The organism is Eubacteriaceae bacterium Marseille-Q4139 (assembly GCA_018223415.1).
Classification (GTDB): domain Bacteria; phylum Bacillota; class Clostridia; order Lachnospirales; family Lachnospiraceae; genus CABSIM01.
On the sequence record JAGTTQ010000001.1, the window covers coordinates 2,285,184 to 2,302,856 of the forward strand.

Below are 17,673 nucleotides of genomic sequence, written 5' to 3' on the forward strand. Positions count from 1 at the left end.
ATCAGATTTCCCGGCAGATTCCAATAAAACAGAAGAATTTTGCATGCGCCGGTTTCCCTTGCCCTGCCTTCGCTGAAATGCTAGAATATGGGTACGGAGGTATGACAATGGAAGTAAAGGAACTGAACACGGACAGGATTGAGGAAATCAAAGAGGCCATGACGGCGATTTTTTCCGTGGAACCATGGAATGATGTCTGGAACCCCGAACAGCTCCATGTCTATGTCCTGGAAATCATCGGAAACAGGAACTCCCTGTCCTTCGGGCTTTATGAGGGCGGCCGCCTGATCGGGATTTCCCTGGGGCGCATCAAACACTGGTGCGAAGGGACGGAATACTGGATTGACGAATTCGGCATTTTGCCCAAATGGCAGGGCCAGGGAGCCGGCAGCCGCTTTCTGGCTGAAATAGAGGCCCGATTGGCGGAGTCCGGCATCACCGGAGTGGTGCTGCTCACAGAGAGAACCGTGCCGGCATTCTTCTTTTACGAGAAAAACGGTTTTAAGGCTGTCGATGAGCAGGTGTTTTTCGCAAAGAAAATCGGAAAATAACCGTGTCTGAAACTTGGCAATCCGATTGAAAAGGCGGAAAGAATGTGTTAGAATGTCAGCGATATCAAAAGGAAACGCGTTCATCCGCGTTCCCCTGACTGAAAGAATAAGGTACGAGGAGGAAGCAAAAATGAAAAAGACATCTCTTGTCATCATGGCAGCCGGGATCGGAAGCCGTTTTGGGGGCGGCATCAAGCAGCTGGAACCGGTTGGGCCTAACGGAGAGATTATCATGGATTATTCCATCCATGATGCCCTGGAGGCCGGCTTTGACAAAATTGTATTTATTATCCGCAAGGATCTGGAAAAAGATTTTAAGGAAATTATCGGAAACCGCATCGAAAAAATCGCACCTGTGGAGTATGCCTTCCAGGAAATCGACGACCTGCCGGAAGGCTTTTCGGTGCCGGAGGGGAGAAAAAAGCCGTGGGGAACAGGCCAGGCCGTACTGGCTGCAAGAGACGTGATCCACGAGCCGTTCCTTGTCATCAACGCCGATGATTACTACGGAAAAGAGGGCTTCAAAAAGATCCATGAGTACATGGTAACAGAAATGAAAGAGGACGGGGACGTCTATGATATGTGCATGGCCGGCTTCATCCTTTCCAATACTTTAAGTGAAAACGGCGGAGTGACCCGCGGCGTCTGCTCCGTGGACGAGAACGGCACCTTGAAGACCGTAACCGAAACCTACAATATTTACATGGATCAGGACGGCATGCATGCAAGCGACAACGACGGAAACCCGGTGTCCGTAGAGGCCGGACAGCACGTCTCCATGAACATGTTCGGACTTCCGGCAAGCTTTTTAAAGGAGCTGGAGCAGGGCTTCCCGGAATTCTTAAAGAACATAAAGGACGGTGACATCAAGGCCGAGTACCTGCTTCCGTCGATCATCGACAAGTGCATCCGGGAAAAGAAAGCAGCCGTAAAGGTGCTGGAAACCAGGGACAAATGGTTTGGCGTGACCTATAAAGAAGACAAGCCGGCTGTGGTTGGTTCCATCCGGAAGCTGGTGGAAGACGGCGTTTATCCGGAGAAGCTGTTCTCCTAAGGAAAGGAAGGCGGCCATGAAAATTACATGCCTTGTGGAAAATACATGCGGCCGCGAGGGGCTTGGCTGTGAGCACGGCCTGAGCTTTTTCGTGGAGACAGAAGGGAAAAAGCTCTTGTTTGACATGGGAGCCGGCCCGCTGTTCCATGAAAATGCCGAAAAGCTCGGCATTGACCTGTGCCAGGCGGACATGGCGTTTCTGTCCCATGGCCACGTGGATCACGGCGGCGGCCTGGAGGAATTTCTGCGGGTCAATTCCCATGCGCCCGTCTATGTGAGGGAAGAGGCCTTCGGCGGATATTATTCAGAAAAAGACGACGGCTTCCATGACATCGGGTTAAAAAAAGAGCTTTGCGACCATCCTCAGATCCGCCGTGTAAAAGAGGCGGCATTTGAGCCGGAGGCCGGGTTCCTTCTGTTTTCCGGCGTCAGCGGAACGCGCATGTTCCCGGAGTCCAACCGGAATCTGAAGGAAAAATCCGGGGAAGCGTACCTTCCCGACCGGTTTCTCCATGAACAGAACCTTGTGGTATCGGAGAATGGAAAGGCCGTCCTGTTTGCCGGCTGTGCCCACAGCGGGATTTTGAATATTCTCGACAGGTGCACAGAGCTTTTAGGGCGGGCGCCGGACGCTGTGATCGGCGGCTTCCATTTAAACAGCCCGACCGTGGGAGCCGTGAGCCGGGATTATGTAAACAGCCTGGCAGCCGAGCTTTTAAAATACGGAAGCGAGTTTTATACCTGCCATTGTACAGGCGAGCAGGCGCTCCGGATGCTGAAAGAAAGCATGGACGGAAAAATCCATGGGATCCGCACCGGCGAAAGCCTGAATATTTAATAAAGAGGACAGAGTCTTCCCGTTCCTTTTTGGCATATGATGGTTTTGTAGATCATATGTGGAGAGGAACGGGAAATTTTTATGCAGAGAATTTACAGAGGGTATCCTCAGAATCCCGGAATGTATGGAGCGGCAGGCACGTATCCGTATTACGGCTGGTACCCGGCTGCGGCCGGAGTGCCGTACTGCGGGGAAGCTGTTTCCGGGACATCCATAGAGATGCCGGCGCAGGAAACATACGCCGCGCAGACGCCGCCGGTACAGGAGCTCATCCAGCCGGAGCTGGTTTCACAGGAACAGCCGGCAGCCCAGGCGGTACAGGAAGCGCCGCCTGCTGTACAGGAAGAGGCCGTCCGGCCGCAGCTTCAGCCAGAGCAGCCGGCGGACGGGGAAATGCAGCCGGAAGCTGCCGCCCAATGCGTGACACCGTACCAGGCACCGGAGCCAGAGATGGCTGCCGAGGACAGGGCCGGCCAGCGCCAGCCCATGAATGTTTCGGCTGCTGAACAGCCGGGGCAGCCGCAGCCCATTCCCCTGAGCCAGCCCATGGCACAGCCAAACGCCAATCAGCAGCCGTGCGGCCAACCGGCGCCTGCGTCCATGAACCAGCCCGGCCAGCCGATGCCGCCGCCTGCGTCCATGAACCAGCCCGGCCAGCCGGTGCCGTCGCCTGTGCCCATGAACCAGACCGGCCAGCCGTCGCCTGCGCCCATGAACCAGCCCGGCCAGCCGATGCCGCCGCCTGCGTCCATGAACCAGCCCGGCCAGCCGGTGCCGTCGCCTGTGCCCATGAACCAGACCGGCCAGCCGTCGCCTGCGCCCATGAACCAGACCGGCCAGCCGATGCCGCCGCCTGCGTCCATGAACCAGCCGTGCGGCCAACCGGCGCCATCACCTGCGGCCATGAACCAGCCCACCCAACCGGCACCGCCGCCCCGTCCGCCGATGCCGCCCGTCCAGGGCGCCGCGCCGCAGCCCGCCCAAACGCCGCGCCAGTCATCCGCCGCGGGCCGTCAGCCCGGCCAAATGGCGCCGCCCGGCCAACCGGCGCCAGCACCGATGTCCCCGCCGGACGTCCGGATGCCGATGCCGGAGGAACCGCCTGCGCCATGCCAGACGGCCCAGTCCCTTCCGGAGGAATCTGTCATGGAAGAAACCACCGCGGCTCCGAACTTCCAGGAAGAAGAATCCTATGACATCACCGGCGTAAACCTGGAACTGCTCTCCGGTCAGGGACTGGTTCAGACAGCCCAGGATGTCGAAACACCACAGCCCTATATGCTGTACCGCCGCGAAGATCAGGCGGCTGCCGTCCCGGTTCAGAACACAGTCAGTCAGGAGCTGGAATACTTCAAGGGGCTGTACCCGGCCTCGGTGAGAAGGCGCCAGACTCTCGTGGATGAAGCCTGCGACGCCATGGAATACGACAGAAGCCCCATGTACGACGAATATCCCGACCGGGTATGCGTCATGAGCATGTGCGACGGTGTCTGCCGGACAGCATCCGAAAACGGGCTCCCGGAGGAGCGAGACATGATGCAGGTACTCCTCGTAAACGAAATCAGCCGCCGCCGTCTCCGGAGGGAACACGGCTGAAAGCGTTTCCCTAAAAGAAAAATTAAGGAAATCCTAAGAAGATTAAGTTGCAGCTTTTGCGGCAAACATATACAATAAAAAAGATATCAGGGTCAAAAGGCATTCCGGCCCTTTGGCCCTGGTACCGGATTGCTGTGTGCCCGGCACTCTTGCAGTCCTGAAAAATAAAATCAGATACATAAGAGGGATTTCAGATATATGGGAAAAGCGATAAAAAAAGCAGGGATCCTGCTTCTTATTTTTCTAATCGCCGCTGCGGCCTACTTTTTCTGGCCCATGCGCGGCGGCAGTGAAGAAAACATGACGTATGCGGCGAGACAGGACGCCGTCCTTCCGGTCGTCTACCCGAGGATGGGGGAACGGGAGATGGCGCCGCTGCTCGGCCGCAGGGAAGAACTGGCTGCCACGGCCGGACGCGGCAGCCTTCTTGTGCTGCCTGACGACAGGAAGCTGCCGGTGCGGATTGCCTATGCCGGCGAAATATCCGGCCTGCGCTATGAAATCCGCAGCATGGACGGCGAAAACCTGATCGAACGGACCGAGCTCTCCGGGTGGGCGGCAGGCGAAGAAGAAATCAACGTGACGCTTCCGATCCAGAACCTTTTGGAGGACGGCACGGAATACCGGCTTGGCCTCTGCGCCGAATTATCCGACGGAAGCGCCGCATGGTACTACGCCAGGATTAAAAAAGGAGACAGGGCCCGCGCTGACGAAATGATTTCCCTTGCCGCGGAATTTTCAAGGAAGACCTTGAATTACGAAGAAGCCCAGGATTTAACCATGTACATGGAAACGTCCCCGGAAGCAGACAACAGCACCTTCGGGAACGTGACCTTAAAATGCAGCTTTTCGCAGATCACATGGGGAAACCTGGACGTGGAGCGTGTCGGTGAGCCGTCCGTGACATTAAAAGAGATTTATGGAAACATGTGCATCGTCCAGGTGGACTCTCTGCTCAGGCGCCAGACAGAAAGCCGTGAGGAACTCTATTCCGTCACAGAAACCTTCACGATGAAATGGTCCTCCCAGCGCATCTATATGATGGATTACCAGAGAAAAGCGGACGAGCTGTTCACGGGAAGCAGCAGCCTCTTCTCCGGGAAGCGGATTACGCTTGGAATCAGCAGCGGCAGCCGCGTCTCTGCCGAAAAAAGCCCGTCGGGGCGCTACACGGCCTTTACCGCCGGCGGGGAGCTCTGGTGCTATGACAGCACGGACAACGTGAACACCCGCATCTTTTCCTATGGAAACGCGGCCGAAGACGATCCGCGAAAGAGCGGGAAAAACCATGAAATCAAAATCCTCACGGTTCAGGACGACGGCCAGTTGGATTTCCTCGTGCACGGATATATGAGCCTTGGCCGTCACGAAGGCTTCACAGGAGCCGCCCTCTACCATTACGATGCCGAATCCGGCGAAGCCGTGGAGCAGCTTTTCTTCCCGGCATCGGAAAGCGCAGAAATGCTGGCAGAGGATGTGGAAACCCTAGCCCACAAAGGCGCCAACGGATTTTTCTATTTTTACATGGACGGCACGGTCTACGGCGTGGATCTTGTGAGCCATGAATACGTCGCTGTGGCCTCTGGCCTGACGGAAGACAGCTTTGCCGTCAGTGCCGATCAGTCCAGAATTGCATGGCAGGAAGGCGGGACGCTCTACGATGCCCGCGCCCTCTCCGTGATGGATTTAAACACCGGGGAACGGACGCAGATCGGAGGAGGCTCCAGCATCTGCCGGATCCTGGGCTTTGTCGGAAGCGACTGCATCTACGGGACAGGGGAGCCGGGAAACTATATCATGTCCAACGGCAGGATCATGGGACTGTTCCTCAATTCTCTGGATATTCTTGACAGGAACATGGAAACGGCCATGCATTATGAAAAAGCCGGCAGCTATATCCGGAACGCCCGGGCGGACGAGAGCCGCATCCACATTCAGCTTACGAGGGAGCCGGAGCTGGGATTCTATGCGCCTGTGACAGAGGACACGCTGGTCTGCAACTCGGACACGGCATCCGGCGCCGAAAGCCTGGTCGGCTGGTACGCATCGACAGACAAGGAGCGGGTATATTTTATCCAGCTTTCCTCAGACGTCCCGGCGGGAAAGGCCTTTGCCGGCAGGGAGGCGGATATCATGGCATCGGAGAGGACAGACGTCCTGCGCCTGCCAGCAGGAAATGCAGACGTTCATGACCGGTTTTACGCATATGCCCAGGGGGGCTTCCTCGGGTCTTACGAAAAATTTTCCGCCGCTGCGGCGGCCGCCTACGAGCGGATGGGGTTTGTGGCAGGAGAAGACGGCCGGATCCTCTGGAGCCGCGGCGACAAATCCTCTGCCCATACGATCCGGAACGGCGCGGCGGCAGCAGAGCGGCTTCTCCGGACGGCAGAGGCGAATGCAGGAAAATGGTATCTTGAAGATGGAAGCCTTCTTTTGGAGGCTGACGGCTGTACGCTGGATCAGATCCTCTATTTTGTGGATATGGATATCCCCGTCCTGGCATACACGGGAGAGGGGCGTTCCGTCGTTTTGACGGCTTACGATCAGAGCCATGTTACATTTTACGACCCGATTTCAGGGAACACGGAGCGTATGGAAACGAGCCAGGCAGACGCTTATTTTTCCGGGCTGGGGAATGACTATGTCTGCCGGATCCCAGCCGAATAGCGGAAAATAGGCACTTTGTTTTTTCTGCTGTCAAACTATCATGTCAGCAAAGTAAAGCTTTTCTATACAGCGGTGCATATTCAAAATGCCCGAAAAGCTGACGGACTGGAAATGGGAAATTGTATAAATTCACAAGTACAATTAAATTTTTTCTTGCTTTGATGATGAAACTGTGTTATCATAGTGGAAAGCTCAATCGGAAATTGTAGGAAAAGACGGATTCTGCGCGATGAAAAAATGGCTTCCGGAACTTCCTATAATTGTGATTATGTCATGATGCATCTGGTCTGTGGCCATGCAAATAAAATTATGAGGTGAGAGAGTATGACGAAAAAACTTAGGCACATCTTAGCACCTGTTCTGGCGCTGTCTATGGCTGCCAGCCTGTTAGCAGGCTGTGGTTCCAGCGATAGCGGCACATCAACGGCTGAGACGACCCAGGGAAGTGCGACGACGGAAACGACGGCATCTTCCGGCGGCGAGACGTCCGGAGGAGCAACTGCTTCCGCAAAAGACACACTGATTCTCGCAACTGCAAACGAAACCCCCAGTCTTACCACAAACCTGCACAACGCAGTAGCCGGTGACTACATCAACGGTATGACGCACAACGGTCTTTTCAAGACAAACGAGAACCTTGAGCCGGTTCCGGATCTTGTTGAGAGCTACGAGACCGAGAGCGATACCGAGTGGATCTTCCACCTGAAACAGGGCGTTAAGTTCCACAACGGCGACGAGATGGTTGCCGAGGACGTTAAGGCGTCCCTGGAACTCTGTAAAGAATCTCCTGAGGTTGCTCAGTACGGCAAATCCACAGGAACCATCGAAGTTGTTGATGATTACACCATTAAGATCACAACAGACGGCCCGCAGTCCGGCCTTTTAAGCGACCTCTGCCACCATGGTAACTTCATCCTTCCGGCAGACCTGATCGCAAGCGGCCATGACTTCAACAAAGAGCCCATCGGTACCGGCCCATACAAGCTGGTTGCATGGAACAAGGGCGAGAGCATTGAGCTTGAAGCATTCGAGGATTACTTTGACGGCGCTGCTCCGATCAAACATGTAACCTGGAAGATCATTCCGGAAGGCTCCTCCCGTACAATGGCTCTGGAAGCCGGTGAAGTTGACGTGATTATCGAGGTTGAGACCACAGACGTTTCCCGTCTTCAGGACAACCCGGATGTAACAGTATTCAGCGAGGCTGGTACTTCCCACAACTTCATGATGATCAACAACGAGATCGCTCCGTTTAACAACATCAACTTCCGTAAGGCTATTGCTTCTGCAATCGATAAGAACGCCATCATCCAGGTTGCATTAAACGGCGACGGCAGCCCGGTTGACGCAATGGTTCCGGACTGCTTCCCGGGAACAACCGCAGAAGGCGCTCCGACTTACGATGTTGAGCAGGCTAAGGCTTACCTTGCTGAGTCCGGTCTGGATCCGGCACAGTGCGGCTTCACCCTGATCTGCTCTGATGATACCAAGCTCCGTGCAGGACAGGTTATCCAGAGCAACTTAAAAGACAACCTTGGCATTGAGATTCAGCTTGAGTCCATGGACCTTGCTACATACCTCGATGTAACGGCTACTGGTGACTACCAGGCAGCTATCGGCGGATATACCTCCAGCAACCTTCTTGCTTATGCACTGGGCGTATATCACTCCAGCTCCATCAACGCGTCCAACAAGACTCGTACCAACATTCCGGAGATCGACGCCCTGATTGATTCCATTCAGTCTACCATCGACCCGACCGAGAACGAGGCTATTGTTACTGAATTCTGCAAGGCTATCAATGATAACTGCCCGCAGGTTCCGCTTTACATGAAGAACAATACGCGTGCATACAACTCCAAACTCCAGGGCTTCAACCTGAGCGCAGGCGGCGAGACCTACTACGAGGAGTTCTACTGGGCTGAGTAATCGGCTGACCGATTTTAAATAATCTGGAAACATGATGAGCGGGGAACTGCCCCCTGGCGGGTAGTTCCCTTGCTTTGGAATTACGAGGAAAGGAGAGGAACGTGCGGTATGATTAAATTCATTGTTAAACGTCTCCTGGCATTGATACCAGTTCTGATTGGCGTTACGCTGCTGGTATATTTCATCCTGGATCTGGCTCCCGGCGATCCCGCAAAGACGATCTTAGGCGAGCAGGCACGTCCCGAAGATATTGCAGCTCTCCGTGAAGAGATGGGACTTGACGATCCGTTCTTTGTACGGTACGGCCGTTACATGTGGGATCTGGTTCATGGCGATTTTGGAACTTCTTATAAGACGCGTGATCCGGTTTCCGAGGAAATCCTGGCACGTTTCCCGAATACGATTAAATTAACTCTGACCTCTACGGTCGTTGCTATTCTTTTAGCTCTTCCTTTAGGAATCATAGCTGCCATAAAACAAAATACGCTGTTTGACGGAATCAGTATGTTTATATCGCTAATCGGTATATCCATGCCCGTCTTCTGGATGGGCCTCTTATTGATCCTTCTGTTCTCCGTAAAACTTGGATGGTTCCCTGTTTCAGGCGCGGATCAAGGCATCAAGAGCTTAGTCTTGCCCTCGTTTGCGCTGGGCTTCATGCATATGGCGTCCATCGCCCGTACGACACGAAGCTCCATGCTTGAGACAATCCGTCAGGACTACATCCGTACCGTCCGTGCAAAGGGTCTTCCGGAGGGCGAAGTTATCACACAGCACGCTCTGAGAAATGCATTGATTCCGACGACAACTGTTATCGGTCTTCAGATCGGCGGTATGTTAGGCGGTTCCGTTCTTACGGAAAGCGTTTTCGCATGGCCGGGAATTGGCCGTTACATGATCCAGTCTATCCAGGGACGTGATATCCCGTCGGTTATGGGCTGCGTCATCCTTCTGGCCATCAGCTTCGCGCTGGTCAACCTGCTTGTCGACCTGGTTTACGGCTTCATTGACCCGCGTATCAAAGCGCAGTACAAATAAGAGAGGGGGATAAAGAATGAGCAACGCTTCTGCAAATGTTGAAAACGGGCAGGTGGCTATCAAGAAAAAAAGCCAGGTTGCCGATGTGTGGAGACGTTTGTGCCGGAATAAGACAGCTGTACTCGGTCTTGTGATCGTATGTCTTCTGGTTTTGACGGCCATCTTTTCTCCGATTGTTTTTGACTATGACACACAGGTGACGAAAGCAGACTACGGCAATACGCTTCAGGCTCCGTCTGCTGCACATCCGTTCGGAACCGACGAGATGGGCCGTGACATTCTGATCCGTGTTATGTATGGAACCTCGATCTCCCTGTCCATCGGTGTCGTTACGGTTATCGTAGCCCTTGCCATCGGACTGGTGCTTGGTTCTGCTGCCGGTTATTTCGGCGGAAAAGTTGATATGGTTATCATGCGTATCATGGATGTTTTCCTTGCAATCCCCGGTACGCTGCTTGCAATCTGTATTGTAGCCTCCCTGGGAAACTCGATCCCGAACCTGGTTATTGCCCAGGCGGTTTCGGCTATCCCGACGTTCTCCCGAGTCGTCCGCGGCGCCGTCATGACGGTTCGTGACGCGGAGTACATTGAGGCGGCAAGAGCCGTTGGAGCCAAGGACGCAACCATCATCTTCCGTGATGTGCTTCCGAACAGCCTTGCTCCGATCATCGTTCAGACGACACTTCAGGTGGCTTCCGTAATCCTTTCGATTGCCGGCCTTTCCTTCATCGGTCTTGGTATTCCGGCGCCGACACCGGAGTGGGGCGCAATGCTGTCCGCTGCACGTGCGTACATCCGCGATTACAGCTACATGTGTCTGTTCCCGGGACTTGCAATCATGGTTACGATTCTCTCGCTCAACCTGTTGGGTGATGGACTGAGGGACGCACTTGACCCGAGACTGCGTTAAAGGGGGTAGAGAGATGAGCGAAACTGTAAAAAAAGAAGCTATGGAAAATAAGAATGCATCCGGAAAGGATCTGACCGCGGAGATCAAAAATCTCGTGGTTGAATTCCGGACGGATTACGGTACTGTTCAGGCATTAAACGGCCTGGAACTGGAAATTGAAAGAGGTAAAACCCTCGGCCTGGTAGGTGAGACCGGCGCCGGAAAAACGACGACGGGCCTCTCCCTTTTAAAGCTGATCCCGACTCCTCCGGGAGTAATCGTTGACGGCAGCATCAAGCTGGACGGACAGGATATCCTGGCCATGAGCGAGAAAGAGCTGCGCGACATCCGAGGCAAAAAGGTTGCCATGATCTTCCAGGATCCCATGACCTCCCTTGACCCGGTTATGACCGTAGAGGATCAGATCGCAGAGGTTATCCGCCTCCATGAGGAAGGAAGCCATCAGGATATTTTAAAGCGTGCCCGCGACATGTTGGAGTTAGTAGGTATCCCGGGAAGCCGTGGAGCCGAGTATCCCCATCAGTTCTCCGGCGGTATGAAACAGCGAGTTGTTATCGCTATGGCTCTTGCCTGCAACCCGGAGCTTCTGATTGCCGACGAGCCGACAACCGCCCTGGACGTTACGATTCAGGCACAGGTTCTTGATATGATGAAGAACCTCCGTGACAAGTACAACACCTCGATGTTAATGATTACCCATGACCTTGGAATCGTTGCCGAGATCTGTGATAAAGTTTCCGTCATTTATGCCGGCCATGTTATCGAGCATGGTACGTTAAATGATATTTTCAAGAATACCCGTCATCCGTACACCGAGGGTCTGTTCAACTCCCTGCCGGATTTAAAGAACCGCCAGGCTGAGTTAAAGCCGATCAAGGGCCTTATGCCTGACCCAAGCAACCTGCCGAAGGGCTGTGCTTTCTGCCCGCGGTGCGACTATGCGATGGAGATCTGCAAGACCCAGAAGCCGGGACGTGTATATCGCAACGATACCCATTACGTCGAATGTCACCTGTATAACAAAGACAATATTCAGGAAGGGAAGGTGAACAGACGATGAGTACACAGCCGTTGCTTGATGTCCGGAATTTAAGGAAATATTTCAAAACCCCGAAGGGGATGCTGCATGCCGTTGACGACGTTACGTTTACCATCGAAAAGGGCAAGACTCTTGGCGTGGTAGGTGAGTCCGGCTGCGGTAAATCTACGACAGGCCGTGCAATCCTCAGACTTTTGGAGCCTACCTCCGGTGAAGTTTTCTTTGAGGGCCAGGATGTGACAAAGCTGTCCAAGGAAGAGATGCGGAAGAAACGTACCGACATGCAGATCATCTTCCAGGATCCTTTCTCCAGCTTGAACCCGCGTAAAACGATCAGTGAGATCATCGCTTATCCGCTTCAGATCAACAAGATCATCACGGATAAGAACAAACAGTTAGACAGAGTACGTGAGCTGATGGAGACCGTAGGTCTTGCAGAGCGCTTGATCAACACGTATCCGCACGAGCTGGACGGCGGCCGCCGCCAGAGAATCGGTATCGCCCGTGCACTGGCTCTGAACCCGAAGTTCATCGTCTGCGATGAGCCGGTATCGGCCCTGGACGTATCCATTCAGGCACAGATTCTGAACCTGATGAAAGAACTTCAGAAGAAGATGGGTCTGACCTACATGTTCATCACCCATGACCTTTCTGTTGTAAACCACTTCTCTGATGACATTGCCGTTATGTACCTCGGCAAGCTGATTGAGAAGGCGCCGTCGGAAGAGCTGTTTGCTCACCCGACCCATCCGTACACACAGGCGCTTCTGTCCGCTATCCCGATCCCGGATCCGGATGCACAGGTTAAGCGTATCCTGTTAAAGGGCGAGATCACATCCCCGATTGAGCCGCCGGCTGCCTGCCGGTTCGCAAACCGCTGCCCGCATGCGACAGACCGCTGCCGCAACGGCGAGCCGCAGTTAAAGGAAATCAGCCCGGGACATTTCGTCTCCTGTTTCCTTACGGATTGATTATTATGATACAAGAAAAGCCGAAGCTGAAATTGATGCAGCTTCGGCTTTTTTGCTGCACAAGCCCGGCAAGCGGCATCATGCCTGCATGAAATGCCATTTGCCGGGCGTAAGAACATGGAGCACGATAGTGCGGAAGGTTCGTGTGCGATGATAATCACAACTATGAGAAGGGAAAATACCCCTGAAATACAGCGTCTGCGGAGGCGGCGGAAAATCTTTACTTTACAAATTTCCAATGTATGCTATAATTTATAAGTCGAAGTTTATAAATGAATTGGATGGAAAGAGCCTGCGGCGGAGAGATTTCGGTGCAGCGCGGTCAAATATAGAGGTGGGAAATGGAACAGTATATTATCAAGGGCGGCAATCCGCTTGTCGGTGAAGTTACCATAAGCGGCGCAAAAAATGCGGCTCTGGGGATTCTGGCGGCTGCTATCATGACGGATGAGGACGTTGTGGTGGAGAACCTGCCGGATGTCAGCGATATCAATGCGATGCTGGACGCGATCCGGGATCTCGGTGCTGAGGTTGAGCACCTGGACCGGCACACGGTTCGGATCAACGCGGGAAATATCCACGTGGTGACGGTGGAAGACGAACATATGCGGAAAATCCGCGCGTCCTATTATTTCATCGGCGCGCTCCTTGGAAAATATAAAAGTGCGGAAGTGCCGCTTCCCGGCGGCTGTGATATTGGGAGCCGGCCCATCGACCAGCATTTGAAGGGGTTTCGCGCCCTTGGGGCCGATGTGACCATTTCCCGCGGCGCTGTGGTGGCCCACGCCATCGACCTGGTGGCGAGCCATATCTATCTGGATGTGGTTTCTGTCGGTGCAACCATCAATATCATGATGGCGGCAACCATGGCTGAGGGTGAGACGATTCTGGAAAACGTGGCGAAGGAGCCGCATGTAGTTGATGTGGCAAACTTCTTGAACAGCATGGGTGCCAATATCAAGGGCGCCGGTACGGACGTGATCCGTATCCGCGGCGTGAGAAGCCTGCATGGGACGGATTATTCCATTATCCCGGATCAGATTGAGGCCGGGACGTTTATGTGTGCGGCGGCAGCGACCCGCGGGGACATCACGGTGAAAAACGTGATTCCGAAGCACCTGGAGGCGATTTCCGCAAAGCTGGCGGAGATGGGCTGTGAAGTGGTGGAGTTTGACGAGGAAGTGCGCGTTGTCGGCAAGCCGAGACAGCGCCATATGAATTTTAAGACGCTTCCGTATCCCGGATTTCCGACGGATATGCAGCCGCAGATGACGGTTGCATTGGCGTTGGCCGACGGAACGAGCGTCGTGACGGAGAGCGTGTTTGAGAACCGGTTTAAATATGTGGATGAGCTGTCCCGGATGGGGGCGCAGATTAAGGTCGAGGGGACGGTTGCCATTGTGGACGGCGTTGCCTGTCTGACAGGCGCCCAGGTGGTAGCGCCGGATCTGCGTGCCGGTGCTGCGCTGGTGATTGCAGGGCTTGCGGCCGACGGCTATACGACGGTGGAGGACATTGAGTACATTGAGCGCGGCTATGAATGCTTTGACGAGAAGCTGCGGAGCCTTGGGGCTGTGATTGAATGTGTGGATTCGGAGAAAGAGGCGCAGAAGTTTAAGCTGCGGGTCGGCTAAGCGAGGCGTTTGGGCGTATCTGGCGGCGCGGTGCGGGGCTGTTGTGGCGGTCGCCGGTCCGGAGCGTGATGCGGTTTCCGGCGCGGCGCGGGACTGTTTTTCGCTGCGGTCTCCGGCCGAAATCAAATGATAAATTTTATGGTTGACTTTTGGGACAGAATCGTATAAGATACTGTCTGTACAAAACAGAATAGAAAGTTCGCAATATCCCTTATTCAGAGTGATGGAGATACATAGGATCTGTGAAGTCACGGCAACCCCTGTTAATCGCGGATGCGAGAGGGCAGGAAGGTGCCAGCCTGAGCGAGAAATCGAGCAATAAGAGGATTTGATAACGTGTTATTGTCAAGTCCGCTTATTTTGAAAGCGGGCTTTTTCTTTGTCCCGAAGGGCGCGGGCGTTTGAAAAGCCGCCCTTGGGATAAACCTGAAAGGAGAAAAAATGGAGAGACATTTGTTTACTTCCGAGTCCGTAACAGAAGGACATCCGGATAAAATGTGTGATGCGATTTCCGATGCGATCTTGGATGCGCTGATGGAAAAGGATCCGATGAGCCGCGTGGCCTGCGAGACATGCGCGACGACGGGGCTTGTGATGGTGATGGGTGAGATCACCACGAACGCTTATGTGGATATTCAGAAGATCGTGCGGGAGACGGTACGGGAAATTGGATATGACAGGGCGAAGTATGGCTTTGACTGCGATACCTGCGGCGTGATTGTGGCCATCGACGAGCAGTCTGCGGATATTGCCATGGGCGTTGACAAGGCCCTGGAGGCGAAGGAAAATTCCATGACAGAGGATGAGTTAAACGCCATCGGCGCCGGCGACCAGGGCATGATGTTCGGCTATGCCAGCAACGAGACGGAAGAGTACATGCCTTATGCCATCTCCCTGGCTCACAAGCTGGCGAGACGGCTGACGGAAGTTCGCAAGAATAAGACGCTTCCGTATCTTCGTCCCGACGGAAAGACGCAGGTGACGGTGGAGTACGATGAGAACGGCAAGCCGTTCCGCCTTGACGCTGTCGTGCTTTCGACACAGCATGACGATTCCGTGACCCAGGAAGAGATCCATGCAGATATCAAAAAGCATGTGTTCGATGTGATTCTGCCGCAGGAGATGGTGGATGCGGATACGAAGTTTTTCATCAATCCGACGGGACGCTTCGTGATCGGCGGCCCACACGGGGACAGCGGGCTGACAGGAAGAAAGATTATTGTTGACACTTACGGCGGCTATGCGCGCCACGGCGGCGGTGCGTTCTCCGGAAAGGACTGCACAAAGGTTGACCGTTCAGCGGCGTACGCGGCCAGATACGTGGCAAAGAACATCGTGGCAGCCGGGCTGGCAGACCAGTGTGAGATCCAGCTTTCTTATGCCATCGGTGTGGCTCATCCCACGTCGGTGATGGTGGAGACTTACGGCACCGGAAAGCTTTCCAATGAGAAGCTGGTGGAGATTATCCGTGAGAATTTCGACTTAAGGCCGGCAGGCATCATCAGGATGCTGGATCTTCGCCGTCCGATTTACAAGCAGACGGCGGCATACGGCCACTTCGGAAGAACGGATGTGGATCTTCCGTGGGAGCGCCTTGACCGGGTGGAAACTTTAAAGAAATATCTGTAAAAGATACGCAGGGGCCTGATTCCAACATAGGGAATTGGGCCTTTTGTATTGAGATTTTAGAATACTTTTATACACGGGGATGGGGAGTTATGATATAATATTCACAACGTGAATATTATATCTGCGCATACCGGTTTCTGCGTTTACCGCAGAAATCCGTGCGCTAAAATCCGCCGGAGGCCCATGGCCGCGGAGCGGACATGGAATAATATTCACAACGTGAATATTATATCTGCGCATGCCGGTTTCCGCGTTTACCGCGGAAATCCGGGCGCTAAGTTCCGCCGGTGGCATGTGCGCGCGGGGCGGCAGAACAGAAAAGGAGATGGCGGCCACGTATGAAAATCAGGACAAAGCTTGTAGTGGCATTCCTCATTATCACGGTAGTACCGATTGCGCTGATTTATTTTGCAATCATGGGGCTCAACAATTATCAGAACCGTGTATTCAGCGAGACATATGGGCTGGCGGAGCAGGTTGACCTGACCGGCGGTTCTTCGATCCGTGTTTTCAGCCATCTGACCGAGTCCGTCCAGAGGGAAATCGACAGGGAGTTGGAAAAGTCCCCCGACAGCTTTTCTGACGGCGAATATCTGGAACGTCTGTCTCAGCGGCTGGAGGAAAAGTATTCGTTCCTGATTGTCAGGAAGGGCGGGGAGTATCTGTTTGGAAGCGAAGCTGCGGAAACAGAGGAGCTCCAGGACTCGCTGGATCATTATGAAAACCTCGGTGAGGAAGATGAATGGGGAAATTATCTGGATGATAATACGGAACACCTGATTAAGCAGAAGGGCTTTCTGTTTTCCGACGGCGCCGACGGCGACATCTATCTGGTGACGAATGTGGAGAAGGCTATTCCCGAGCTTCAGAACATGGTGTTTGAGATGCTGATCACAAGCGTGATGATTCTCTGTATTGCAGCCATGGTTCTTGTCACATGGGTGTACCGCTCGATGTTAAGGCCCATTGGGCGCCTCCAGGAGGCCACGAAGCAGATCCGTGACGGGAACCTGGACTTTACCCTGGACGTGGAGGACGACGATGAAATCGGGCAGCTTTGCCAGAATTTCGAGGAGATGCGGATCCGGCTCAAGGAGTCCACGGAGGAGAAAATCCAGTATGACAAGGAGAATAAGGAGTTAATCAGCAATATCTCCCACGACCTGAAAACGCCGATTACGGCGATCAAGGGCTATGTGGAGGGGATCATGGACGGCGTCGCATCTTCCCCGGAGAAGCTGGATAAATACATACGCACCATCTACAATAAGGCCAATGACATGGACAGGCTCATTGATGAGCTGACCTTTTATTCCAAGATTGACACCAATAAGATTCCGTACACGTTTTCCAAAATCAATGTGGCAGATTATTTCGGAGACTGCATTGATGAGGTTGGGCTGGAGTTAGAGGCCCGCGGCGTGGAGCTTGGATATTTTAATTATGTGGATGAGGACGTCCTGGTGATTGCCGATGCAGAGCAGATAAAGCGGGTGATTAACAACATCATCGGCAATTCCCTGAAATATATGGATAAGAAACATGGAATCATCAACATCAGGATTCTCGATGTGGGGGATTTTGTCCAGGTTGAAATTGAGGATAACGGAAAAGGCATTGCAGCAAAGGACATTCCTTATATTTTTGACCGGTTTTACAGGACAGATTCGTCGAGGAATTCCGCGAAGGGCGGCAGCGGGATCGGCCTTTCCATCGTGAAAAAGATCATTGAAGACCATGGCGGGAAAATATGGGCGACGAGTAAGGAAGGGATCGGCACGGAGATCCATTTTGTACTCAGGAAGATAAGTGCGTGA

The 17,673-nt window shown here is 53.7% G+C and carries 13 protein-coding genes and 1 riboswitch; all 13 genes read left to right on the plus strand.

Annotated elements, in window-relative coordinates; translation table 11 throughout:
• Nucleotides 1–107 precede the first annotated feature (107 nt).
• The 13 genes from KE531_10845 to KE531_10905 all read left to right on the plus strand — a co-directional run bounded on the left by KE531_10845 (nt 108) and on the right by KE531_10905 (nt 17,673).
• On the plus strand, nt 108–551 hold the full coding sequence (locus KE531_10845) for a GNAT family N-acetyltransferase (GenBank protein MBR9954099.1): 444 nt from the start codon (nt 108–110) through the stop codon (nt 549–551).
• A 130-nt stretch (nt 552–681) separates the two neighbouring features.
• Nucleotides 682–1,605 carry a nucleotidyltransferase gene (locus tag KE531_10850; GenBank protein ID MBR9954100.1) on the plus strand — a complete coding sequence of 308 codons (924 nt, stop codon included), beginning with the start codon at nt 682–684 and terminating at the stop codon, nt 1,603–1,605.
• Nucleotides 1,606–1,621: 16 nt separating this feature from the next.
• Nucleotides 1,622–2,443, plus strand: a complete 822-nt coding sequence (locus KE531_10855; GenBank protein ID MBR9954101.1) for an MBL fold metallo-hydrolase — start codon at nt 1,622–1,624, stop codon at nt 2,441–2,443.
• 81 nt (nt 2,444–2,524) lie between these two features.
• Nucleotides 2,525–4,039 (plus strand): hypothetical protein, encoded by a 1,515-nt coding sequence (locus KE531_10860; protein ID MBR9954102.1) that lies wholly within the window; start codon nt 2,525–2,527, stop codon nt 4,037–4,039.
• Nucleotides 4,040–4,237: 198 nt separating this feature from the next.
• Complete coding sequence (locus tag KE531_10865; GenBank protein MBR9954103.1) at nt 4,238–6,706, plus strand: hypothetical protein; 2,469 nt, start codon at nt 4,238–4,240, stop codon at nt 6,704–6,706.
• Between the two features lie 324 nt (nt 6,707–7,030).
• Nucleotides 7,031–8,635 carry an ABC transporter substrate-binding protein gene (locus KE531_10870; GenBank protein MBR9954104.1) on the plus strand — a complete coding sequence of 535 codons (1,605 nt, stop codon included), beginning with the start codon at nt 7,031–7,033 and terminating at the stop codon, nt 8,633–8,635.
• 108 nt (nt 8,636–8,743) lie between these two features.
• On the plus strand, nt 8,744–9,673 hold the full coding sequence (locus KE531_10875; protein ID MBR9954105.1) for an ABC transporter permease: 930 nt from the start codon (nt 8,744–8,746) through the stop codon (nt 9,671–9,673).
• Nucleotides 9,674–9,689: 16 nt separating this feature from the next.
• Nucleotides 9,690–10,583, plus strand: a complete 894-nt coding sequence (locus tag KE531_10880) for an ABC transporter permease (GenBank protein ID MBR9954106.1) — start codon at nt 9,690–9,692, stop codon at nt 10,581–10,583.
• A gap of 40 nt (nt 10,584–10,623) precedes the next feature.
• Nucleotides 10,624–11,643 (plus strand): ABC transporter ATP-binding protein, encoded by a 1,020-nt coding sequence (locus KE531_10885; protein MBR9954107.1) that lies wholly within the window; start codon nt 10,624–10,626, stop codon nt 11,641–11,643.
• Nucleotides 11,640–12,593, plus strand: coding sequence for an ATP-binding cassette domain-containing protein (locus tag KE531_10890; protein ID MBR9954108.1), 954 nt, complete (start codon nt 11,640–11,642; stop codon nt 12,591–12,593). The genes KE531_10885 and KE531_10890 overlap by 4 nt, the downstream gene beginning before the upstream one ends.
• A gap of 341 nt (nt 12,594–12,934) precedes the next feature.
• Complete coding sequence (locus tag KE531_10895) at nt 12,935–14,227, plus strand: UDP-N-acetylglucosamine 1-carboxyvinyltransferase (GenBank protein MBR9954109.1); 1,293 nt, start codon at nt 12,935–12,937, stop codon at nt 14,225–14,227.
• A 208-nt stretch (nt 14,228–14,435) separates the two neighbouring features.
• A riboswitch (SAM riboswitch) is annotated at nt 14,436–14,552 on the plus strand.
• 116 nt (nt 14,553–14,668) lie between these two features.
• Entirely contained in the window at nt 14,669–15,856 is a 1,188-nt protein-coding gene (gene metK / locus KE531_10900; protein MBR9954110.1) for a methionine adenosyltransferase, read from the plus strand.
• A 338-nt stretch (nt 15,857–16,194) separates the two neighbouring features.
• Nucleotides 16,195–17,673, plus strand: a complete 1,479-nt coding sequence (locus KE531_10905) for a HAMP domain-containing histidine kinase (protein ID MBR9954111.1) — start codon at nt 16,195–16,197, stop codon at nt 17,671–17,673.

Excerpts from the sequence above, each read along its gene's own strand:
- KE531_10880 (MBR9954106.1), top strand. The coding sequence starts at position 9,690 with ATGAGCAACGCTTCTGCAAATGTTGAAAACGGGCAGGTGGCTATCAAG.
- KE531_10855 (MBR9954101.1), top strand. The coding sequence starts at position 1,622 with ATGAAAATTACATGCCTTGTGGAAAATACATGCGGCCGCGAGGGGCTT.
- KE531_10895 (MBR9954109.1), top strand. The coding sequence starts at position 12,935 with ATGGAACAGTATATTATCAAGGGCGGCAATCCGCTTGTCGGTGAAGTT.
- metK (MBR9954110.1), top strand. The coding sequence starts at position 14,669 with ATGGAGAGACATTTGTTTACTTCCGAGTCCGTAACAGAAGGACATCCG.
- KE531_10860 (MBR9954102.1), top strand. The coding sequence starts at position 2,525 with ATGCAGAGAATTTACAGAGGGTATCCTCAGAATCCCGGAATGTATGGA.
- KE531_10870 (MBR9954104.1), top strand. The coding sequence starts at position 7,031 with ATGACGAAAAAACTTAGGCACATCTTAGCACCTGTTCTGGCGCTGTCT.
- KE531_10850 (MBR9954100.1), top strand. The coding sequence starts at position 682 with ATGAAAAAGACATCTCTTGTCATCATGGCAGCCGGGATCGGAAGCCGT.
- KE531_10890 (MBR9954108.1), top strand. The coding sequence starts at position 11,640 with ATGAGTACACAGCCGTTGCTTGATGTCCGGAATTTAAGGAAATATTTC.
- KE531_10905 (MBR9954111.1), top strand. The coding sequence starts at position 16,195 with ATGAAAATCAGGACAAAGCTTGTAGTGGCATTCCTCATTATCACGGTA.
- KE531_10865 (MBR9954103.1), top strand. The coding sequence starts at position 4,238 with ATGGGAAAAGCGATAAAAAAAGCAGGGATCCTGCTTCTTATTTTTCTA.
- KE531_10885 (MBR9954107.1), top strand. The coding sequence starts at position 10,624 with ATGGAAAATAAGAATGCATCCGGAAAGGATCTGACCGCGGAGATCAAA.
- KE531_10875 (MBR9954105.1), top strand. The coding sequence starts at position 8,744 with ATGATTAAATTCATTGTTAAACGTCTCCTGGCATTGATACCAGTTCTG.
- KE531_10845 (MBR9954099.1), top strand. The coding sequence starts at position 108 with ATGGAAGTAAAGGAACTGAACACGGACAGGATTGAGGAAATCAAAGAG.